The sequence below is a fragment of the Mycolicibacterium confluentis genome (assembly GCF_010729895.1).
In the GTDB taxonomy this organism is placed as follows: Bacteria; Actinomycetota; Actinomycetes; order Mycobacteriales; family Mycobacteriaceae; genus Mycobacterium; species Mycobacterium confluentis.
Window position 1 is genome coordinate 875,871 of record NZ_AP022612.1, and the last position, 20,427, is coordinate 896,297.

A 20,427-nucleotide genomic window follows, 5' to 3' on the forward strand; every position below is an offset into this window, starting at 1 on the left:
ATCCGAAGGGCTCACGCGACCCAGCTCGCCGAAGCTCGCCCGTCCTGCGGTGAACGGTTGTCGGTGACCGTTGAACGGTCACGGGTCAACCGCGCGGAACGCGCTCGATTCCCATGCCCAGGCGTTCCGGGACGTGCATGCGCGCGAAGATCCGGGCGACGTCGCGCGGTGCGCTGCCCGCCGTCAGCCGGCTCACCACCACCGTCGTCACGAACGCGATGGGGACCGTGACGGCGGCCGGGTATCCGACGATGGCGGCGGGCCATCCGGAGAAGAGGTCGGTGTCGATCACACCGGTGACGGTCAGGGCGACGGCCGTGCCGGACAGCAGGCCGCCGGTGGCCAGGCCGGCGATCGCGCCCGCCGCCGTCAGACCGCGCCACCAGATGCCCAGCACCAACAGCGGGCACAGTGTCGACGCCGCGACCGCGAACACCAGTCCGACGTTGCGGGACAACTCGAGCGACGTGGCGGCCAGCGCCAGGGGAACCGGCACGAGTCCGCCGATGACCGCGGCCAACCGGAAGTCGCGCACCCGACCCTTGAGCACGTCGGTCGACAGCGCGCCGGCGATGCTGACCAGCAGTCCCGACGAGGTGGCGAGGAACGCCGCGATGGCCCCGGCCGCGACCAGGGCCGCCAGCCCGGCGCCCACCGGTCCACCGATCGCGGCTCCCGGCAGCAGCAGCACGGCCGCGTCGGCGGTGCCGGTGATCAGCAGTTGTGGCACGTGGAGGCGGGCGAACACCCCGAGGATCGTCGGAAACAGATAGAACAGCGACAGCAGCGCAATGACCGCCAACGCTGTCCGCCGCGCCGCGCGACCGTCGGGATTGGTGTAGAACCGCACCAGCACATGGGGCAGCCCCATGGTGCCCAGGAACGTCGCCACGATCACCGAAAGCACCTGGTAGAGCGGATGTTCGCCGCCCAGGCCGGAACCTGAGGAGAGCCACTGATCGCCGCTGACGGGCGCGCCGTCGACGACGGGGGTGGCCGCGCCTGCCGCCAGGGTCAGAGTGCTGCCGGTGTGCAGCGTGTAACGGCCCGGCCCGTGCAGCGGTGCGCCGTCGACCGAGACACCCTCGGGTTGCGCGACCTGCACCACGACGTCGGTCTCGATCGCGACCGTCGTCGCTTCGGTGACGACAGGGGGCAGCGGACCCCCAAGGGCGGGACGGTCGGTGAGGAACAGCGCCGTCAGGGCCAGTGCGGGTATGGCGATGGCCGTCAGCTTGAGCCAGTACTGGAAGGCCTGGACGAACGTGACGGACCGCATGCCGCCGCCGACGACGTTGGCGATCACGATGGCCCCCACGGCCACCGGGCCGATCCAGACCGGCACGCCCAGAAGGATCTTCAGTGTCAGGCCCGCGCCCTGATACTGCGGCACCAGGTAGAGCACGCAGATCACCACGACCACGAGCATCGCGATGGTGCGCACCCGCGCTGATCCCAGGCGGAACTCGGCGAAGTCCGGCACGGTGTAGGCACCCGAGCGGCGCAGCGGTGCGGAAGCGAAGAGCAGCAGCCCCAGATAGCCCGCGGTAAACCCAACGGGATACCACAGCGCGTCGGCGCCGTACTTGGCCACCAGCCCGGCGACGCCGAGAAATGATGCGGCCGAGAGGTATTCACCGGAGATGGCCGCGGCGTTCCAGCGCGGCCCGACGGTGCGGGAGGCCACCAGGAAGTCTGAGGTGGTGCGGGACAGTCGACCGCCGTAGGCGCCGACCAGGATCGTCGCCAAAGCCGCGAGCACCAGGGCGGCCGCGGTCACGGGTCCTCGCCCTCCTGGCCGCCCTCGTTCACGATGCGCATGAAATCGCGTTCGGACTGTTCGGCGAGGCGTACGTAGAGGCGGCCGAGGCCGTAGAACAGCGGGTAGAGGCCCACGCCCAACACCAGCCAGTTGAGTTGGATGCCGAACACGCTCAGCGCGGCGACTTCGGGAAAGGCGTTGCCGATCAGGGGGATCGCGATCGCGATGCCGGCGACGACGGCGGCCAGTCGCAGTGCCAGGCCCAGTTGGGCCCGCACCAGGCCGCGGACCAGGGCGTCGCCGACCTCGGTCTGTTCCTGGACCTCGACGCGCGTGCGCACCATGCGGGCACCGCGCCGGTGCGCGAGTACGACGCGTTCGCGGCGTGGGGGATCGGTGCGTTCGCGGCGGGGAGGATCGGAGCGGTTCACGGTTCGACCGGGCGATAACTGCGCATGGGTTCACGAACCAGTCGGTCGCGCAGTTCCCGGGTCTGTCTCCGACTCACCGGAAGTTCGACCGCGGGCGAGGCGCCGTTCTCCCGAATGCGCACCAGTACTCCGCTGTCGGTATTGCGCAACCCGGTGACCATGCCGAGCGCCACCAGATAGGAGCGGTGTACACGCTGGAAACCCGAATTGCGCCAACGGGTTTCCAGGGTGGACAGGGGGATGCGGACCAGATGCGATCCGGACGACGAATGCAGGCGCGCATAGTCGCCGTCGGCCTCGACCCAGCCGATGGTGTCCCGTCGCACCAGGGACGTGATCCCGGCGAGTTCGACGGGCACCACTTCGTCGTCGCCGCCGGTCTGCGGTTCGGCGGTTCGGGCGGCGACGACGCGGCGCACGGCCTCGTCGAGGCGCTCACGTCGCAGTGGCTTCAGCAGGTAGTCGATGGCCCCGACGTCGAAAGCCGCGACGGCCTTGTCCTCGTGCGCCGTCACGAAGACGACTGCGGGCGGGTTGGAGAAGTTGCCCAGCACCGCGGCGAGTTCCAGGCCCGACAGGCCCGGCATGTTGATGTCGAGGAAGATCGCGTCGATGCTGTGCTCGGACAGTTCGCGCAGTGCGGCGTTGGCATCACTGACCCCGTGCACCTCGCCGACGGACTCGTTGTTGGTCAGCAGATAGATCAACTCGTCGAGTGCGGGTGCCTCGTCGTCGACCGCGAGCACGGTGAGTGGGCTGGTCATACGCGTACTCCAGCCGCGAATTTGGGTACCCGCATGATCACCTTTGTGCCTGCCCCGAGCGCTGTTTCGACAACCAGACCGTAGTCGTTGCCGAAGGCCGCGCGCAGGCGATGGTCGACATTGGCCAGGCCGACACTGGCGGAGTCGTCGGCGTCGTTCCGTTCCAGTGCGTCGGCGTGCGCGGTGCGCAGGGTCTCCGGGTCCATGCCGACGCCGTCGTCCTCGACGCTGATGACGCAGTCGTTGCCCTCGTCGCGTGCCGTCAGGGTGATGACGCCGTCGCGCCTGCCTGCCAGGCCGTGCCGAATCGCGTTCTCCACCAACGGCTGCAGTGCCAGGAATGGCACCACCACGCCCAGCACCTCGGGGGCGACCTGAAGCCTGACGTCCAGGGCGGACCCGAATCGCGCGCGTTCCAGCGTCACGTAGCGGTCGATGTTCTTGAGTTCGTCGGACAGCAGCGTGTACGGACCTGCGGCGCGGAACGAGTACCGCGTGAAATCGGCGAAGTCGAGGATCAACTCTCGGGCCCGGTCGGGGTCGGTGCGGACGAACGAGGCGATCGTGTTGAGCGCGTTGTAGACGAAGTGCGGACTGATCTGGGCGCGCAGCGCCAGCACCTCGGCGCGGTCCAGGCGGGCCCGGGAGGCGTCGAGTTCGGCGAGTTCAAGTTGGCTCGACGCGTAGCGGGCGACTTCCCCGACCGCGCCGAGCATTCCGGGTCCGGGCCGGGCGTGGGTGAGGACCACCAGCACGCCGAGCACGTCGTGTTCGTCGGGCAGCAGAGGCTGGGCGATCACCGCGGGACTGGTGCCGGCCAACACGCGCCTGCCGTCCTCGGCCGCGGTGCGCGCCGCGCGAGCGCATTCAGCGAGCATGTGCGTGGTCCACATGAGCGCGTCGTCGGGGTCGTGCGCCAGCAGGTGACCCTCGGCGTCGTACAGGGCGACGCCCTGAGCGCCGGTCAGCTCCCGCAGGTGTGGCACCGCGTCGCGCGCCGACTCCGCGTCGAGGCCCTGGCGCAGGGCCCTTGCCGACAGCGCGGCGGTGTGCAGGGCCGCGTGCACGGCGATCTCGGTGGGGGTCGCCACGACGCGTCGGGTGCGCACCACGGCGATCGCCGCGAGCAGGGCGACGACGAGCAGTGCGGCGACCAACGCAGCCGCCATCTCGCCGGACATGCTGCCGACCCTAGCGACTCAGCGTGCGGCCAGGCTGCGGGTATGGCGAACGTGTTGCCGTCACTGGACGGGGCAGGCGTACTTCCGTGCCACATCGAAGACCCGGTCCTGGGCTCCGGGGCCGATGACACCCTGCGCGGCCAGTTCGATGCCGATGTATCCCGGGATGCCGCCGATGCACGCCTGATGGGCGACACGCCACGCGGTGTCCGGGTTGAGGTTGTAGCCGTTGCGCTGCAGGCCCTGCAGGTATTCATCGAACCCCGGCGTGCCCTGGTCTGGAATCGCCTGCGCCGTGCCGGCCAGGGCGAGCGCGGCGACCGCGGCCGCGACAAGAGGTGTCACCACGCGTCTCATGTCCATCTCCTATGGGCGTATCCAGGGTTATCGCGTCTACGTTCGCATACTCCGCCGACAGCGGCGTCTGAACCGGCTGACCTGGGTGCCCTTGCTGATCGCCGGCACCGAGCGGGCCTAAACTGGCTCAGTGCCCACCTTGCAGCTGGTTCAAGACCCGGACGCCGACGCGCTGCTGGAATCCAGCCCGCTCGCGCTGCTGATCGGGATGCTTCTCGATCAACAGATTCCGATGGAGGTGGCGTTCGCCGGGCCCAAGAAGCTCGCCGATCGCCTCGGCGGCCTCGACGCCCGTGTGATCGCCGAGTACGACCCGGAGAAGTTCGCCGCACTGTTCGCTGAAACGCCTGCGGTGCACCGGTTTCCGGGCTCGATGGCCAAGCGCGTGCAGGATCTGGCGCGCATCATCGTCGACGAGTACGACGGCGACGCCGCCGCGGTGTGGACCGAGGGCAACCCCAACGGGCGCGAGGTGTTGCTGCGGATGAAGCGACTGCCCGGGTTCGGCGATCAGAAGGCCAAGATCTTCGTCGCGCTGCTGGGCAAGCAGTACGGCCTGATCGCCGAGGGATGGCAGGCCGCCGCGGGTGATTACGGCAAGGATGGCGTGCACATGTCGGTCGCCGACGTGCGTGACGCCGAGTCGCTGGGCAAGGTCCGCAGTTACAAGAAGCAGATGAAGGCGGCAGCTAAGGAAGCCAAGGCCGCCAAGGGCTGAGCCTTACCCGCAGGCTTCACCTGCACCCACCCCATGCCCCCACCCCCAGCGCGCTCGCGGGAAAAGAAGGGGGCTTGCGGGAAAGAAGGGGCTCAGGGCACCACGGACGAACCGATGGTGGGCATGAACTGGCACTGCTTCTCGGTCGTGGTGACCTGCCCGAAGATCGTCGACATGATGCTGCCCGATCCGGTGTCGACGATCGCGGTCAGCGTCGTCGGCCCCTCGGGGTTGATGTCGGGGCGCGGCTTGAGCGTTGCGCTGCCGGACTTCCCGGTCGTCAGGTTGACCCAGGTGACGTTGAGCGGCAGCTTCTGCTCGGCCGCAGGCGCCGAGGTCCCGACCGCCGTGAACACGTAGGCGGTCTGCCCTGCGGCGGGCCCCGGCAGCGGGATGGTCGCGGGACCGGCCACGGAGATCGCGGTCGCGATCGAGTTGCCGCCGTCGGCCAGGCATCCATTGCCGATCGACGGGTACATGAAGTCCTGCGTGACCGGCGTGTCGGGCCCGAAACCCGGTGCGGGCGCGGGCCCGGGGACGGCGGCGTCGGGAGCGGGCGCCGCTTCTGGTGCGGGCGCCGCCTCGGGCGCCGGGGCGGGTGCGGCCTCGGGAGCCGGTGCCGGCGCCGCAAGCGGAGCGGCCTCAGGCTCAGGTCCCGCGGCATGCGCGGGATTGATCCCCGGCGGCAGGTGCGCCTCGGCGCCGGGCACCACACCGGCGGGCGGCACATGCGCGGTGGCGGCCACCGGTGCCGGGATCGAGGTCGGAGGATCGGACACGAACTGGCTGACCGCGGCCGCGAGGTGGTGCGAATCGTCGGCCGCAGCGGTGTTCTGGGTGAACGCCTGTGCGGCTGCCATCAGCATCGACGCGGCATTGGAAGGGTCGCCGGCGGCCTGTTGGATCGCCGGACTCAGGTTCTGCATCGCTGACAGCCCCGGAGCCTGCAGGCCATCGATCGGCGGCGGCGCCGGCGCAGGCGGTTCGGCGACGGCCACACCACCGAACGCGATCGCGACCGACGAGCCGACGACGAAAGCCGTGCTGCTCAGCAGGATCCGGGACATGCGGATGCTCCTTACGTTAAGGGCGACGATCAGGGCAGGGCGTTGGTGGGGAACAGCGACAGCAGTGCCGGCTCGGTTCCCGGGTATGCGGCCGACGGTGCGCCAGCCGCGGTCGCCGCCGCCTGCGCGGGCGTCATGGTCGTGCCGCCCAGGAACGACGTCAGCTCGGTGGGCAGCGTGAGGTTCTGCGGCAGCGGCACGGGCAGGCCGGGCACCTGGGGCAGCGTCAGTTGAGCCGCGGGCTGCGCGGCGCCGGGCGCGCTGGCGGGCACGGCGGGGGTCAAGGCGGGCATACCGGGCAGGGCGGCGGGCACAACCGGGGTTGCGGCGGGCATGCCGGGCAGGGCGGCGGGCACAGCCGGGGTTGCGGCGGGCATGCCGGGCAGGGCGGCGGGCATGCCGGGCAGCGTGGGCTGCGGCACGTTGAGTGACGCGCTGGCCACCGGCGGCGGCGTGAGCGGCAGGGCCGGCGTGGCCGGGGTGGTCTGCGCGCCGCCCAGGATCGACGCGGCGGTCTGCAGCAGCTGGGGTGCCTTGGACGGGTCGACGAACTGCTCGACGACGCTGAGCCCGGGCACGCTGGGTGCCGGGACCGCGGGTGCTGCCGGGTCGGCCTTGGCGATTCCTCCGGTCAACAGTGCAAGGCCGCCTCCGGCGATGATCGCGGAGGTGGACAACACGCTTCTGATCCCTGACATGGCTCTTCCAATCCCTTGTAAGTGGTCTGAACCCGAAGCTACGGTGTTACTGGTGGTACTCAAGTGACACGTGTGGCATTTATGGGACCGTTACCGAAGCGAGCGGCGACGGTGACCGGAAGCCGCGCCCATTAACCTTTCGCGTATCGACACAAAGAACACGGCCCTGCGATACGCCCCGGTGCTGCTGGTGCTCAGCGTCGTGGCGCGGCTGGCCTGGACCTACCTGGTCCCCACCGGCGCGAACTTCGTCGATCTGCACGTCTACATCGGCGGCGCGGAGGCGCTGAACCGGCCCGGCACGCTGTACAGCTACGTCTACGCCGACCAGACCCCGGACTTCCCGCTGCCCTTCACCTACCCGCCGTTCGCGGCCGTGCTGTTCTATCCGTTGACTCTGCTGCCGTTCGGCCTGGTGGCACTGCTCTGGACGCTCGGGGTGATGGGCGCCCTCTACGGCGTGGTGCGTCTGTCGCAGCGTCTGCTCGGCATCACCGGTGGGACGCGGACCGCGATGCTGTGGACCGCGGTGGGCATCTGGACCGAACCCATGCGCAGCACCTTCGACTACGGCCAGGTCAACGTCCTGCTCGTGCTGGCGGTGCTGTTCGCGGTCTACAGCACCAGATGGTGGGTGTCGGGTCTGCTGCTCGGACTGGCTGCCGGCATCAAGCTGACGCCCGCTATCGGCGGCCTGTACTTCGTCGGAGTTCGACGGTGGGGCGCGGCGGTGTTCTCGGCGGTCGTGTTCGCCGGAACCATCGCGCTGTCGTTGCTGGTCGTGGGGGACCAGGCGCGCTACTACTTCACCGATCTGTTGGGCGACGCCGACCGCGTGGGACCGATCGGCACGTCGTTCAACCAGTCGTGGCGCGGCGGCATCTCGCGCATCCTCGGGTACGACGCGGAGTACAACTCACTGGTGGTGGCGGCCATCGCGGTGACGGCCGTGTTGGCCTGGTTGGCGTGGCGTGCGGTGCAGACCGCGCCGGGCGAGCAGGACCGCCTGGGCCTGGTCCTGGTGGTGCAGATGTTCGGCCTGCTGCTGTCACCCATCTCGTGGACGCACCACTGGGTGTGGCTGATCCCGCTGATGATCTGGTTGATCCAGGGGCCGTACCGATATCTGCGCGAGGCCCGCGTGATCGGCTGGGGCTGGCTGGTGCTGGTCCTGGTCGGCGTGCCGTGGCTGCTGGGTTTCGCCCAACCGAGCATCTGGGACATCAGCCGGCCGTGGCCGCTGGCGTGGGCGGGGCTGATCTACATCGTCGCCGCTGTCGCGACGCTGGCCTGGATCGCGGCGTTGCGGATCAGGTGCCCGGGCGCCCGACGATCGAGTCGATATCGCGCGCCATAGCCACGTCCTTCTCCGTGATCCCACCCGCGGAATGTGTCACCAGAGCGAATGTGACTGTCCGCCAACGGATGTCGATATCGGGATGGTGATCCTGCGCTTCGGCGTGCTCGGCGACGCGGCGCACCGCGTCGATGCCGTCCAGGAACGTGTCGAATGTGATCGACCGTCGCAACGACCCGTCAGAGCGCTTCCACCCGTCGAGTTCCGCGGCGGCCGCGTCCACCTGTTCATCGGTCAACACAGACATGCTTCGATCTCCTCACCGAGTTGAGAGCATGTAGACCGATCATAGGTGAAGATCCTCCGCACGGACGCGGGCGAAGATGTCAGAATGCTCCCCTGTGGAGTCCACTGTCGTGACCGTTGCCGGCGTCCGTTCGCCTGTGCTGGTGGGAGGTGACGAGAAGGCTCCCGGCGAAGCCGTGGTGTTCGTCCACGGCAACAACGCCGGCGCGCCGTGGACCGCGCTCATGAATCCGATCACCGAGTTCGCACGCGCGGTGGCGCCGGAGATGCCCGGGTTCGGGGCCGCGGACAAACCGGCCGACTTCCCCTACACCGTCGACGGCTACGCGCGTCACCTCGACGGCGTGCTGACCGAACTCGGTGTCACGCGTGCGCATCTGGTGGCGCACGACTTCGGCGGACCATGGGCTCTGGCCTGGGCCGCCGACCACCTGGATCGCGTCGCGAGCATCACGCTGATCAACACGCCGGTGGACATCAACCACACGGCCGCCAAGATCTGGCGCACCCCGGTTCTGGCCGACGTGATGCGCGTCGTTATGGGGGAGCGGTCCACCGCGGCCCTGCTGCGCCGCACCGATCCGCAGGTGCCGGCGCGGGCACTCGACGAGATCGCCCGGCACGCAACGGTTCCCGAGACCTACCGCGCCGTCGTGCGGCTCTACCGGGCGACGGGACGGGATGCGATCGGGCCGTACGTGGAACGACTCAAACACTTTCCGGGCAACGTCCTGATCATCTGGGGGGACGGCGACGCCTACCTCCCGATCGACCAGGCGCGGCGCCAGCAGGAGCTGTTCGCGCATGCCGAGCTCAGGATCGTCCCGGGAGTCGGCCACTGGCCGTGGCTCGCCGAGCCCGACGTGGTCAGTGACCACCTGACGGCCTTCCTGAGCGAGCAGTGACCATGCCGATTCAAGTGGTCGTCGCGGGCGCCCTCATCGCCGACGGTGCGCTGCTGGTCGCGCAGCGGGAGCGACCGCCCGCGCTGGCCGGGATGTGGGAACTGCCCGGCGGCAAGGTGGCACCCGGGGAGTCCGACGAGCAGGCCCTGGCCCGCGAACTGCACGAGGAACTGGGGATCGACGTGACCGTCGGCGCGCGCTTGGGCGCCGACGTCCCGCTCAACGAGAACACCACGCTGCGCGCCTACCTGGTCACCCTGTCCGACGGCGACCCACACCCGCACGATCACCGTGAACTGCGCTGGGTGCGCAGCGGTGAACTGCACGACCTGCCGTGGGTGCCCGCCGACACCGCGTGGCTGCCGGATCTCACGGTGGCGCTGGCTGAGTAGGCACGGCCGAGACAAGGAAGATTTCGTTGAAGTCAACCCGCGCTGCGCCCGGAGTGCTTTGCTGAAGGGGTGACAACGGCGACCCCGTCGTCCACTTACGCCGGGCAGGGCGTGAACCTTGCACTGGCGACCTGGGTTTCGACGATCAACTTCTGGGCCTGGAATCTCATCGGGCCCTTGTCGACCACCTACGCCGCTGATCTCTCCCTGAGCAGCACGCAGGCGTCACTGTTGGTCGCGACGCCGATCCTGGTGGGCTCGCTCGGTCGACTTGTCAGCGGGCCGCTGACCGATCGCTTCGGCGGCCGACGCATGCTCATCGCGGTCACCCTGGCGTCCATCCTGCCCGTGCTCGCGGTCGGCGCCGCGGGAACCGCGGGGTCGTATCCGCTGCTGCTGGTCTTCGGCTTCTTCCTGGGCGTGGCGGGCACCATTTTCGCGGTCGGCATTCCGTTCTCCAACAACTGGTACGAACCGTCCCGGCGCGGATTCGCCACCGGCGTGTTCGGGGCCGGCATGGTGGGCACGGCCCTGTCGGCCTTCTTCACCCCCAGGCTCGTCACCTGGTTCGGCCTGATGGCCACCCACGTCCTCATCGCCGCCGCGCTCGCCGTCACCGCGTTGATCAGTTTCGTCGCGCTCAAGGATGCTCCGGCCTTCCACACCAACACCGATCCGGTGGCGCCCAAGCTGTTGGCGGCGGCCAAGCTGCGGGTCACCTGGGAGATGTCGTTCCTCTACGCCGTGGTGTTCGGTGGATTCGTCGCGTTCAGCAACTACCTGCCCACCTACATCAAGACCATCTACGGTTTCTCCCCCGTAGACGCCGGAGCGCGCACCGCGGCGTTTGCACTGGCTGCCGTGATCGCCCGCCCCATTGGCGGCGCGCTGGCCGATCGCATCCCACCCAGGACGGTGGTGCTGGCCTCGCTGGGCGGGACGGCAGTCATGGCGCTCATCGCGGTCACACAACCGCCCGCCGATCTGTGGTCGGCCATCACCTTCACCCTGCTGGCGGTGTTCCTCGGAATCGGCACCGGCGGTGTGTTCGCCTGGGTCGCCCGACGTGCACCCCGCAAGTCGGTCGGATCGGTCACCGGAATCGTGGCCGCCGCAGGAGGTCTGGGCGGATACTTCCCACCGCTGGTCATGGGCGCCAGCTACGACCCGGTGGACAACGACTACACGGTCGGACTGCTGCTCCTGGTCGTGACCGCATTGTGCGCCCTGGCCTACACGGCACTGCGATTGTCGGCGCACGAAGACCAGAAGGACACCTCATGACCGCACGCATCGGCGGACCCCTCGAAGAGCTGCTGGAGCGCAGTGGGCGGTTCTTCACGCCGGGTCAGGTCTCCGACGATCTGCGCACCGTCACCCGCACCGGCGGACGCGACGGCGACGTCTTCTACCGCGACCGCTGGAGCCACGACAAGGTGGTGCGCTCCACGCACGGCGTCAACTGCACCGGGTCGTGCTCGTGGAAGGTCTACGTCAAGGACGACATCATCACCTGGGAGACCCAGGAGACCGACTATCCGTCGGTCGGTCCCGACCGCCCGGAGTACGAACCCCGCGGTTGTCCGAGGGGTGCGGCGTTCTCCTGGTACACCTATTCGCCCACTCGGGTGCGTTACCCCTACGCGCGCGGCGTGCTCATCGACATGTACCGGGAGGCCAAGTCCAGGCTCGGTGATCCCGTGCTGGCATGGGCTGACCTTCAGTCGGATCCGTTGCGCCGCAGTCAGTATCAGCGCGCCCGGGGGAAGGGCGGCCTGGTGCGGGTGAGCTGGGCCGAGGCCGCCGAGATGATCGCGGCAGCCCACGTCCACACCATCGCCGAGTACGGCCCCGACCGGGTGGCCGGATTCTCCCCGATTCCGGCCATGTCGATGGTGTCGCACGCCGCCGGCTCGCGTTTCGTGGAACTCCTCGGCGGGGTCATGACCTCGTTCTATGACTGGTATGCCGACCTGCCGGTGGCCTCACCGCAGGTGTTCGGCGATCAGACCGACGTGCCCGAGTCCGGCGACTGGTGGGACGCCGCCTATCTGGTCATGTGGGGCTCCAATGTGCCGGTGACCCGGACACCCGATGCGCACTGGATGGCGGAGGTGCGCTACCGCGGCACCAAGGTGGTCTCGGTCAGCCCGGATTACGCCGACAACACGAAGTTCGCCGACGAATGGATGCCGTGTGCGGCGGGCACCGACGGCGCGCTGGCGATGGCGATGGGCCATGTCCTTCTCACCGAATGCTTTGTCGAGCAGCGTGTCCCGTTCTTCACCGATTATGTGCGGCAGTTCACCGACCTGCCGTTTCTGGTCAAGATCGAACATCGCGACGGCGCCCTGGTACCAGGCAAGAACCTGACCGCCGCCGATCTCGGGCACGACGTCGAGAACGCGGCATTCAAACCCGTACTGCTGGACGGGAAGACCGATTCCGTTGCGGTGCCGCGCGGTTCGCTCGGCTTCCGCTTCGGTGACGACGGCGTGGGGAAATGGAACCTCGACCTCGGCGACATCGTGCCCGCGCTCACCGTCGCCCGCGCGGACGGGGAGTCAGCGGCGATCCTGCTGCCCAGCTTCGACACCGTCGACGGCCACGGTGCGACCCTGGCGCGTGGGGTGCCCGTCCGTCGCATCGGTGAGCATCTGGCGTGCACGGTATTCGACCTCATGTTGGCGCAGTACGGTGTCGCGCGTCCCGGTCTGCCGGGCGAGTGGCCCACCGGGTACGACGATGCCGCGCACCAGTACACCCCGGCCTGGCAGGAGTCGATCACCGGAGTCTCAGCGGCACAGGCCATCCGGGTGGCCCGCGAATTCGCGCGCAACGCCGAGGAGTCCGGTGGCCGCTCGATGATCATCATGGGGGCAGGCATCTGCCAGTGGTTCCACGGTGACGCCACCTACCGCGCGATCCTGGCGCTGCTGCTGCTGACTGGATCGATGGGCCGCAACGGCGGGGGATGGGCGCACTACGTCGGACAGGAGAAGTGCCGGCCCGTGACGGGTTGGTCCACCGTGGCCATGGCGACCGACTGGTCGCGGCCCCCGAGGCAGATGGCGGGCACCTCCTACTGGTACGCCCACACCGACCAGTGGCGGTACGACGGCTACCGCGCCGATGCGCTCGCCAGTCCGACGGGCCGGGGCCGCTTCCGCGATCGGCACACCATGGACGTGCTGGCCTCGGCCGCGGCGATGGGATGGAGTCCGTTCTATCCGCAGTTCGACAAGTCAAGCCTGCAGGTCGCCGACGAGGCGCAGGCCTCCGGCCGCGACCCCGCCGAGTACGTCGCCGAGCAGTTGTCCTCGGGTGCACTGCAATTGGCCGTCACGGACCCGGACAACCCGCGCAACTGGCCCCGGGTGCTCAACGTCTGGCGGGCCAACCTGCTGGGCTCCTCAAGCAAGGGCAACGAGTACTTCCTGCGGCACCTGCTGGGCACCACGTCGAACCTGCAGGCCACGCCCGCACCGGAACATGTTCGGCCGAAGGGCATCACCTGGACCGAGGACATTCCTGAAGGCAAGCTCGATCTGCTGATGTCCGTCGACTTCCGGATGACGTCGACAACCCTGCTGTCCGACGTGGTGCTGCCCGCGGCCACCTGGTACGAGAAGGCGGATCTGTCGAGCACCGACATGCACCCCTACGTGCACGCCTTCACCCCTGCGATCGACCCGCCCTGGGAGACCCGGTCGGATTTTGACGCCTTCGGGGCAGTCGCCCGGGCGTTTAGCATCCTGGCCGCCAAGCACCTCGGCGTCCGCAGCGACGTCGTCCTCACCACGCTGCAGCACGACACCCCCGCGGCCATGGCCTGCCCCGGTGGTGCCGAGAATGACTGGCGCGCCAGCGGAGCGGTGCCGGTACCGGGGAAGACGATGGGGCCGGTGGCCGTCGTGGAGCGCGATTACGCCGCGATCTTCGACAAGTGGTCGACACTGGGACCGCTGACCGAACGATTGGGGTTGACCACCAAGGGCATCACCACGCATCCGGACGTCGAGGTCGAACAGCTGGCCGCCAAGTTCGGGGTGCTGAGTTCCGGTGTGGCTCAGGGCCGCCCGGCGATCACGACGGCCGAGCGGATGGCCGATGTCATTCTCGCCCTGTCGGGTACATCCAACGGCCGGCTGGCGGTGCAGGGTTTCCGCGAACTCGAGCGTCGCACGGGACGCCAACTCGTGCACCTGGCCGAGGGCAGCGAGGAGCGCCGAATCACCTACGCCGACACCCAGGCCCGCCCGGTTCCGGTGATCACGAGCCCGGAATGGTCGGGGAGCGAGACCGGGGGCCGCCGCTACGCGCCGTTCACCGTGAACATCGAAGGACTCAAACCCTTCCACACGCTCACCGGGCGAATGCACTTCTACCTCGACCACGACTGGCTCGAGGAGCTCGGTGAGCAGCTTCCCGTCTATCGGCCGCCGTTGGACATCGCGAGGCTCTTCGGGGAGCCGGAACTCGGGACCACCGGGGCCCTGGGGTTGACCGTGCGGTATCTGACCCCGCATTCCAAATGGTCCATTCACTCCGAGTACCAGGACAACCTGTTAATGCTGTCGCTGTCGCGGGGCGGGCCGACGATGTGGATGTCGCCCGCCGATGCCGCGAAGATCGACGTGAGCGACAACGACTGGGTCGAGGCCGTGAACCGCAACGGCGTCGTGGTGTGCCGCGCCGTGGTGAGCCACCGCATGCCGGACGGTGTCGTCTTCGTCTATCACGCGCAGGAGCGCACGATCGATGTGCCGTTGACCGAGACCACCGGAACCCGTGGCGGCATCCACAATTCGCTGACCAGGCTGCTGATCAAGCCCAGCCATCTGGCCGGCGGATACGCCCAGACGGCGTATGCGTTCAACTACCTCGGGCCCACCGGCAACCAGCGCGACGAGGTCACCATGGTGCGCCGTCGCTCGCAGGAGGTGACGTACTGATGCGTGTCATGGCTCAGATGGCGATGGTGATGAACCTCGACAAGTGCATCGGCTGCCACACCTGCTCAGTGACCTGCAAACAGGCCTGGACCAATCGCGCGGGCACCGAGTACGTCTGGTTCAACAACGTCGAAACCCGCCCCGGCCTGGGCTATCCGCGCACCTATGAGGACCAGGATCGTTGGCGAGGCGGATGGGTCCGAGATCGCAGGGGCCGGCTGAGATTGCGTGACGGCGGCAGGCTGGCCAAACTGGCGCGGATCTTCTCCAATCCGAAGTTGCCGTCCATCGACGACTACTACGAACCGTGGACCTACGACTACGAGAACCTGACCTCGGCCCCGCTGGGGGAACACATTCCGGTCGCGGCGCCCCGCAGCCTGATCAGCGGCAAGCCGATGAAGGTGTCGTGGTCGGCCAACTGGGACGACGACCTGGGGGGCTCACCGGAGATCGTGCCGCATGACCCGGTGCTCAAGCAGGTCAGCGAGCAGGTCAGGTTGGAACTCGAAGAGACCTTCATGTTCTATCTGCCGCGCATCTGCGAGCACTGCCTGAATCCGTCCTGTGTGGCGTCCTGCCCGTCTGGTGCGATGTACAAGCGCAGCGAGGACGGGATCGTTCTGGTCGACCAGGACCGGTGCCGCGGTTGGCGGATGTGCGTCTCTGGATGCCCTTACAAGAAAGTGTATTTCAACCACAAGACCGGCAAGGCCGAGAAGTGCACGCTGTGCTACCCGCGCATCGAGGTCGGCCTGCCGACGGTGTGTTCGGAGACGTGCGTCGGACGCCTGCGCTACCTGGGTCTGGTGTTCTACGACGTCGACCGCGTCCTGGAGGCCGCCTCCGTCGCCGACGAGAAGGACCTCTACGAGGCGCAGCGCGAGATCCTGCTGGACCCCAACGACCCTCAGGTGATCGCGGGCGCCCGCGCCGAGGGCATCTCCCCCGAGTGGATCGCGGCGGCCCAGCGCTCACCGGTGTATGCGCTGATCAACACCTACCGGGTCGCGTTGCCTCTGCATCCGGAGTTCCGCACCGTGCCGATGGTTTGGTACATCCCGCCGCTGTCGCCCGTGGTCGACGCCGTCAGCCGTGACGGACACGACGGAGAGGACATCGGCAACCTGTTCGGCGCCCTTGAGGCGCTGCGCATTCCGATCGAGTACCTGGCCGGGCTGTTCACCGCGGGGGACACGGCCCCGGTCGAGGCCGTGTTGCGGCGACTGGCGGCGATGCGGTCCTACATGCGTGACATCAACCTCGGCCGTGAGACCCAGGCGCACATTCCGGCCGCGGTGGGTATGACCGAACAGCAGATCTACGACATGTATCGACTGCTGGCGATCGCGAAGTACGACGAGCGCTACGTCATCCCCAGTGCCTACGCCCCGACAGGGGCGCCGGTCGAGGAACCCGCCTGCTCACTGGATTTCGACGGCGGTCCCGGCATGTACGCATCCGGTCCGTTCGGTGAGGCCAGCGGCGTGCCGGTGCCGGTGGCGGTGGAAACCTTCCACGCCCTTCAGCGCCGGCAGACCACCGGCGAGATGGCCGCCAACGCCAGCAGGCCGTCGCGGCTCAATCTGCTCAACTGGGACGGCCGCGGTGCGCCACCCGGGTTGTTCCCGGACGGAGGACAGCGATGAGGCTGGGGCGCAGGCGCGCAGTGACGTCGACGGATCGCGCGGTATGGCAGGCGGCCTCGCTGCTGCTGACCTATCCCGACGAGGGGCACAGCGCCCGTTTGCAGGTGGTGACGCAGCTTCTCGACCATGTGCCGGGCTGTGCCCGCGACCTTCTGGTGCGTGCGCACACCGCGCTGATCAGCCGCGGTTCGCGGCAGGCCGCCGAAGACTATGTCGAGACGTTCGACCTGAATCGGCACGCCACGCTGTACCTCACCTACTGGACCGCGGGGGACACCAGGCGCCGTGGTGCCGCGATGCACGAATTCGCCGCTGTGTACCGGACTTCCGGAGCGGACGCGCCCAAAAAGGAGTCGCCCGACCACCTTCCGGTGCTGCTCGAGTTCGCCGCCCGGGTGGATCCCGAGGCAGGGCTGCGTCTGCTCACCGAACATCGGGTGCCGCTTGACGTGGTGCGCGCGGCCCTGACCGAGCGCGGCTCACCCTATGGTGACGTGCTCGCCGCGGTGTGTTCGACGCTGCCTGCGGCCGGCGACCAGGACGTGCAGCTGGCTCGGAGACTGGCCGCGGCCGGGCCGCCCGTCGAAGCCGTTGGGCTGGAGCCGTTCACGCTGACCGTGCCGCCCAGACGAACCGAGAAGGTGCCATAGCCATGGGTGCTGTCTTCTGGGATGTGATCCCGTACGTGACGCTGGCCGTCGTGATCGTCGGAAGCTGGTGGCGCTACCGCTACGACAAGTTCGGGTGGACCACCCGCTCGTCGCAGCTCTACGAATCGCGACTGCTGCGGATCGGCAGCCCGATGTTCCACTTCGGCATCCTGGTGGTCATCATCGGCCACGTGATCGGCCTGGTGATCCCTGAATCCTGGACGCGTGCGCTGGGCCTGAGCGAGTACGCCTATCACCTCCAGGCCGTCATCCTGGGGTCCATCGCCGGCATCGCCACGCTGGTGGGCATCGTGCTGCTGGTGTATCGGCGCCGCACCACCGGTCCGGTGTTCATGGCGACCACGCGCAACGACAAGCTGATGTACGCGGTGCTGGTGGCCGCGATCGTGGCGGGCCTGTGCGCCACCGCGCTGGGATCGGGGCTCGTCGGCGAGCCCTACAACTACCGGGAGTCGGTGTCGGTGTGGTTCCGGTCGATCTGGGTGCTGGACCCGCGCGGCGACCTGATGGCGGGTGCGCCCATCTACTACCAGGTGCACGTCCTCATCGGGTTGGCGCTGTTCTGCCTGTGGCCGTTCACCAGGCTTGTGCACGCGTTCAGCGCCCCGTTCGCGTACCTGTTCCGGCCCTACATCGTCTATCGGACCCGTGATGCAGCCCGACCGACCGAACTGGTCGGCTCCCGGCCGCATCGCCGCGGTTGGTGACGGTGGGCAGGGTCAGTAATGCAGCGAGTCCGCCAGCACTCGCACGGGCGCGCGACGATGGTGCGCGGCATATAACGGGTGCATCAGCGCCGGGTGCCTGCAGTGCGGGCACGACGTCGGTGAGGAATTCACCGCCGATCCGGTGAGGTGATGACACTCACTGCAATGCACCACATAGAACCCGCCCATCCAATTGAGCAGGCCCAGATAGATGGCCAATGTTGCGGCGAATCCGACGAACGCGATGACCGCAAGCGCTATAGCCGTGACGACCATGTCGGTACCTCCAAACCAGCCCTGAGAGACCTTCCGGCGGGTGACTCCACGGTACGCCGCCAAGCTTCGCGTTGGGGCCGCAATCAGGGCGCCGAAGTGCGAGAACGGTGCGCCGCAGGGGCGGTCTCGGTGACGCGATCAGGCCTTTCGGGCGCGTTTGTAGACCTTCTCGAGTTCCTTGCCGCGAAGACCCGTCAACTCGGCTTTGTGGACCTTGTTCAGCACCAGTGGGCAGCGCTTGCAGCGGGGCTTGCTGCGGCAGCACTTCTTCTTCGGTTTGAGGTCGGCATACTTGCTTGACTTCACTGGCTGGCTGTTCTCGTTTTCGTGATCGGGGCCTGCACTGCGACAATCTGTAAGTGGAATCTCGCCCCAACTTTAGAAACGTCGCGATCGTCGCTCACGTCGACCACGGCAAGACGACTCTGGTCGACGCGATGCTGCGGCAGTCAGGGGCCTTGACGCACCGTGGTGACGACGCTGCCGAGCGCATCATGGACTCCGGTGACCTTGAGAAGGAAAAGGGCATCACGATCCTGGCCAAGAACACCGCGGTGCACCGGCACAACGCGGATGGCTCGGTCACCGTGATCAACGTGATCGACACCCCGGGCCACGCCGACTTCGGTGGTGAGGTCGAGCGCGGTCTGTCCATGGTCGACGGCGTGGTGCTGTTGGTCGATGCGTCCGAGGGGCCGCTGCCGCAGACCCGATTCGTGCTGCGCAAGGCGCTCGCCGCGCACCTTCCGGTGATCCTGGTGGTCAACAAGACCGACCGGCCCGACGCCCGCATCGCCGAGGTCGTCGAGGAGAGCCACGACCTGCTGCTCGATGTCGCCTCCGACCTCGACGAGGAGGCCCAGGCCGCGGCTGAGAAGGCGCTCGACCTGCCGACCCTGTACGCCTCGGGCCGCGCCGGCATCGCCAGCACCACCGCACCTGAGGACGGCCAGAACCCGGACGGGGAGAACCTCGACCCGCTGTTCGACGTGCTGCTCGAGCACATCCCGCCCCCGCAGGGCGATCCGGAAGCCCCGCTGCAGGCGCTGGTCACCAACCTCGACGCCTCGGCCTTCCTGGGCCGACTCGCGCTGATTCGCATCTACAAGGGCAAGATCAAGAAGGGCCAGCAGGTGGCCTGGATGCGTGAGATTGACGGGCACCCCGTCGTCACGAACGCCAAGATCACCGAACTTCTGGTCACCGTCGGCGTCGAGCGCACTCCCACCGAGGAGGCCATCGCAGGTGACATCGTCGCGGTCGCCGGCATGCCGGACATCATGATCGGTGACACCCTGGCCGACCCGGATCATGCGCACGCACTGCCGCGCATCACCGTCGATGAGCCGGCCATCTCGGTCACCGTCGGCACCAACACCTCGCCGCTGGCCGGCAAGGTGTCCGGTCACAAGCTGACCGCGCGCATGGTCAAGAGCCGGCTGGACGCCGAACTCGTCGGCAACGTCTCGCTCAAGGTCGTCGACATCGGCCGTCCCGACGCGTGGGAGGTGCAGGGCCGTGGTGAGCTGGCGCTGGCGATCCTCGTCGAGCAGATGCGCCGCGAGGGCTTCGAGCTGACCGTCGGTAAGCCGCAGGTGGTCACCCAGACCATCGACGGCAAGCTGCACGAGCCGTTCGAAGCGCTGACCATCGACTGCCCCGAGGAGTTCCTCGGCGCCGTCACCCAGCTGATGGCCGCCCGCAAGGGGCGCATGGAACAGATGGCCAACCACGCCGCCGGATGGGTGCGGATGGACTTCATCGTGCCCAGCCGTGGCCTGATCGGCTTCCGCACCGATTTCCTGACGCTGACCCGGGGCACTGGTATCGCCAACGCCGTGTTCGACGGCTACCGCCCGTGGGCCGGTGAGATCCGCGCACGGCACACCGGCTCGCTGGTGTCCGATCGAAGCGGTCAGATCACCCCGTTCGCGATGATCCAGCTCGCCGATCGCGGGCAGTTCTTCGTCGAGCCCGGCGAGGAGACCTACGAGGGTCAGGTCGTCGGCATCAACCCGCGCGCCGAGGATCTCGACATCAACATCACGCGCGAGAAGAAGCTGACGAACATGCGCAGCTCGACCGCCGACGTGATGGAGACGCTGGCCCGGCCGCTGGAACTCGACCTGGAGAAGGCCATGGAGTTCTGCGCCGAGGACGAGTGCGTCGAGGTCACGCCTGAGATCGTTCGGGTGCGCAAGGTGGAACTGACGGCCAGCCTGCGGGCCCGCGCCAAGGCGCGCGCCAAGGCGAACGCCAAGGTCTAGACAGCACGCTGGGCCCCTCCTGGC

At 68.2% G+C, this 20,427-nt stretch carries 19 protein-coding genes and 1 pseudogene; 10 read left to right on the forward strand and 10 right to left on the reverse strand.

Annotated features, from left to right (window positions below; all coding sequences use genetic code 11):
* Window positions 1–85: 85 nt before the first annotated feature.
* The 5 genes from G6N34_RS04180 to G6N34_RS04200 form a co-directional block, all read right to left on the reverse strand.
* The gene (locus tag G6N34_RS04180) at window positions 86–1,780 is read right to left on the reverse strand and encodes a sodium/solute symporter (protein WP_085153918.1); all 1,695 of its coding nucleotides are present in this window, start codon (window positions 1,778–1,780) and stop codon (window positions 86–88) included.
* Entirely contained in the window at window positions 1,777–2,106 is a 330-nt protein-coding gene (locus G6N34_RS04185) for a hypothetical protein (RefSeq protein WP_085154090.1), read from the reverse strand. The genes G6N34_RS04180 and G6N34_RS04185 overlap by 4 nt, the downstream gene beginning before the upstream one ends.
* An 83-nt stretch (window positions 2,107–2,189) precedes the next feature.
* Window positions 2,190–2,957: a LytR/AlgR family response regulator transcription factor gene (locus tag G6N34_RS04190; RefSeq protein ID WP_085153920.1), complete on the reverse strand. Its 768-nt coding sequence runs from the start codon at window positions 2,955–2,957 to the stop codon at window positions 2,190–2,192.
* Window positions 2,954–4,138, reverse strand: a complete 1,185-nt coding sequence (locus tag G6N34_RS04195) for a sensor histidine kinase (protein WP_085153922.1) — start codon at window positions 4,136–4,138, stop codon at window positions 2,954–2,956. Before G6N34_RS04195 ends, G6N34_RS04190 begins: the two co-directional genes overlap by 4 nt.
* 60 nt (window positions 4,139–4,198) lie before the next feature.
* Window positions 4,199–4,501: a DUF732 domain-containing protein gene (locus G6N34_RS04200; protein ID WP_085153924.1), complete on the reverse strand. Its 303-nt coding sequence runs from the start codon at window positions 4,499–4,501 to the stop codon at window positions 4,199–4,201.
* A 124-nt stretch (window positions 4,502–4,625) separates the two neighbouring features.
* Here G6N34_RS04200 and G6N34_RS04205 point away from each other — a divergent pair, with 124 nt between their 5' ends.
* Complete coding sequence (locus tag G6N34_RS04205) at window positions 4,626–5,213, forward strand: HhH-GPD-type base excision DNA repair protein (RefSeq protein ID WP_085153926.1); 588 nt, start codon at window positions 4,626–4,628, stop codon at window positions 5,211–5,213.
* 92 nt (window positions 5,214–5,305) lie between these two features.
* Here the strand turns inward: G6N34_RS04205 and G6N34_RS04210 are convergent, their stop codons facing one another.
* Entirely contained in the window at window positions 5,306–6,280 is a 975-nt protein-coding gene (locus G6N34_RS04210; protein ID WP_085153928.1) for an Rv1157c family protein, read from the reverse strand.
* Window positions 6,281–6,309: 29 nt separating this feature from the next.
* On the reverse strand, window positions 6,310–6,978 hold the full coding sequence (locus G6N34_RS04215; RefSeq protein ID WP_085153930.1) for a hypothetical protein: 669 nt from the start codon (window positions 6,976–6,978) through the stop codon (window positions 6,310–6,312).
* A 130-nt stretch (window positions 6,979–7,108) separates the two neighbouring features.
* Between G6N34_RS04215 and G6N34_RS04220 the strand changes: the two genes are divergently transcribed.
* Window positions 7,109–8,335, forward strand: coding sequence for a mannosyltransferase (locus G6N34_RS04220; protein WP_085153932.1), 1,227 nt, complete (start codon window positions 7,109–7,111; stop codon window positions 8,333–8,335).
* On the opposite strand, the gene G6N34_RS04225 is transcribed toward G6N34_RS04220, so the two are convergent.
* The gene (locus tag G6N34_RS04225; protein WP_085153934.1) at window positions 8,289–8,582 is read right to left on the reverse strand and encodes a 4a-hydroxytetrahydrobiopterin dehydratase; all 294 of its coding nucleotides are present in this window, start codon (window positions 8,580–8,582) and stop codon (window positions 8,289–8,291) included. The two genes, G6N34_RS04220 and G6N34_RS04225, sit on opposite strands and share 47 nt — an antisense overlap.
* A gap of 94 nt (window positions 8,583–8,676) precedes the next feature.
* Here G6N34_RS04225 and G6N34_RS04230 point away from each other — a divergent pair, with 94 nt between their 5' ends.
* From G6N34_RS04230 to narI, 7 genes and pseudogenes are all read left to right on the forward strand, one after another.
* Window positions 8,677–9,486, forward strand: coding sequence for an alpha/beta fold hydrolase (locus G6N34_RS04230; RefSeq protein ID WP_234812998.1), 810 nt, complete (start codon window positions 8,677–8,679; stop codon window positions 9,484–9,486).
* Window positions 9,487–9,488: 2 nt separating this feature from the next.
* Entirely contained in the window at window positions 9,489–9,878 is a 390-nt protein-coding gene (locus G6N34_RS04235; RefSeq protein ID WP_085153938.1) for a (deoxy)nucleoside triphosphate pyrophosphohydrolase, read from the forward strand.
* Window positions 9,879–9,947: 69 nt separating this feature from the next.
* On the forward strand, window positions 9,948–11,162 hold the full coding sequence (locus G6N34_RS04240) for a nitrate/nitrite transporter (RefSeq protein ID WP_085153940.1): 1,215 nt from the start codon (window positions 9,948–9,950) through the stop codon (window positions 11,160–11,162).
* Entirely contained in the window at window positions 11,159–14,833 is a 3,675-nt protein-coding gene (locus tag G6N34_RS04245; protein ID WP_085153942.1) for a nitrate reductase subunit alpha, read from the forward strand. Before G6N34_RS04240 ends, G6N34_RS04245 begins: the two co-directional genes overlap by 4 nt.
* Complete coding sequence (narH, locus tag G6N34_RS04250) at window positions 14,833–16,482, forward strand: nitrate reductase subunit beta (RefSeq protein ID WP_085153944.1); 1,650 nt, start codon at window positions 14,833–14,835, stop codon at window positions 16,480–16,482. The genes G6N34_RS04245 and narH overlap by 1 nt, the downstream gene beginning before the upstream one ends.
* Window positions 16,479–17,132: a nitrate reductase molybdenum cofactor assembly chaperone gene (gene narJ, locus G6N34_RS04255; protein ID WP_085153946.1), complete on the forward strand. Its 654-nt coding sequence runs from the start codon at window positions 16,479–16,481 to the stop codon at window positions 17,130–17,132. The genes narH and narJ overlap by 4 nt, the downstream gene beginning before the upstream one ends.
* 2 nt (window positions 17,133–17,134) lie before the next feature.
* Window positions 17,135–17,860, forward strand: a pseudogene (gene narI, locus G6N34_RS04260) (respiratory nitrate reductase subunit gamma); the annotation flags it as partial.
* Between the two features lie 12 nt (window positions 17,861–17,872).
* On the opposite strand, the gene G6N34_RS04265 reads toward narI, so the two are convergent.
* Window positions 17,873–18,136: a hypothetical protein gene (locus G6N34_RS04265; protein WP_085153950.1), complete on the reverse strand. Its 264-nt coding sequence runs from the start codon at window positions 18,134–18,136 to the stop codon at window positions 17,873–17,875.
* Between the two features lie 138 nt (window positions 18,137–18,274).
* Entirely contained in the window at window positions 18,275–18,442 is a 168-nt protein-coding gene (locus G6N34_RS27585; RefSeq protein ID WP_109788585.1) for a hypothetical protein, read from the reverse strand.
* Window positions 18,443–18,495: 53 nt separating this feature from the next.
* Here G6N34_RS27585 and typA point away from each other — a divergent pair, with 53 nt between their 5' ends.
* Window positions 18,496–20,403 carry a translational GTPase TypA gene (gene typA / locus G6N34_RS04270; RefSeq protein WP_085153952.1) on the forward strand — a complete coding sequence of 636 codons (1,908 nt, stop codon included), beginning with the start codon at window positions 18,496–18,498 and terminating at the stop codon, window positions 20,401–20,403.
* Window positions 20,404–20,427 lie beyond the last annotated feature (24 nt).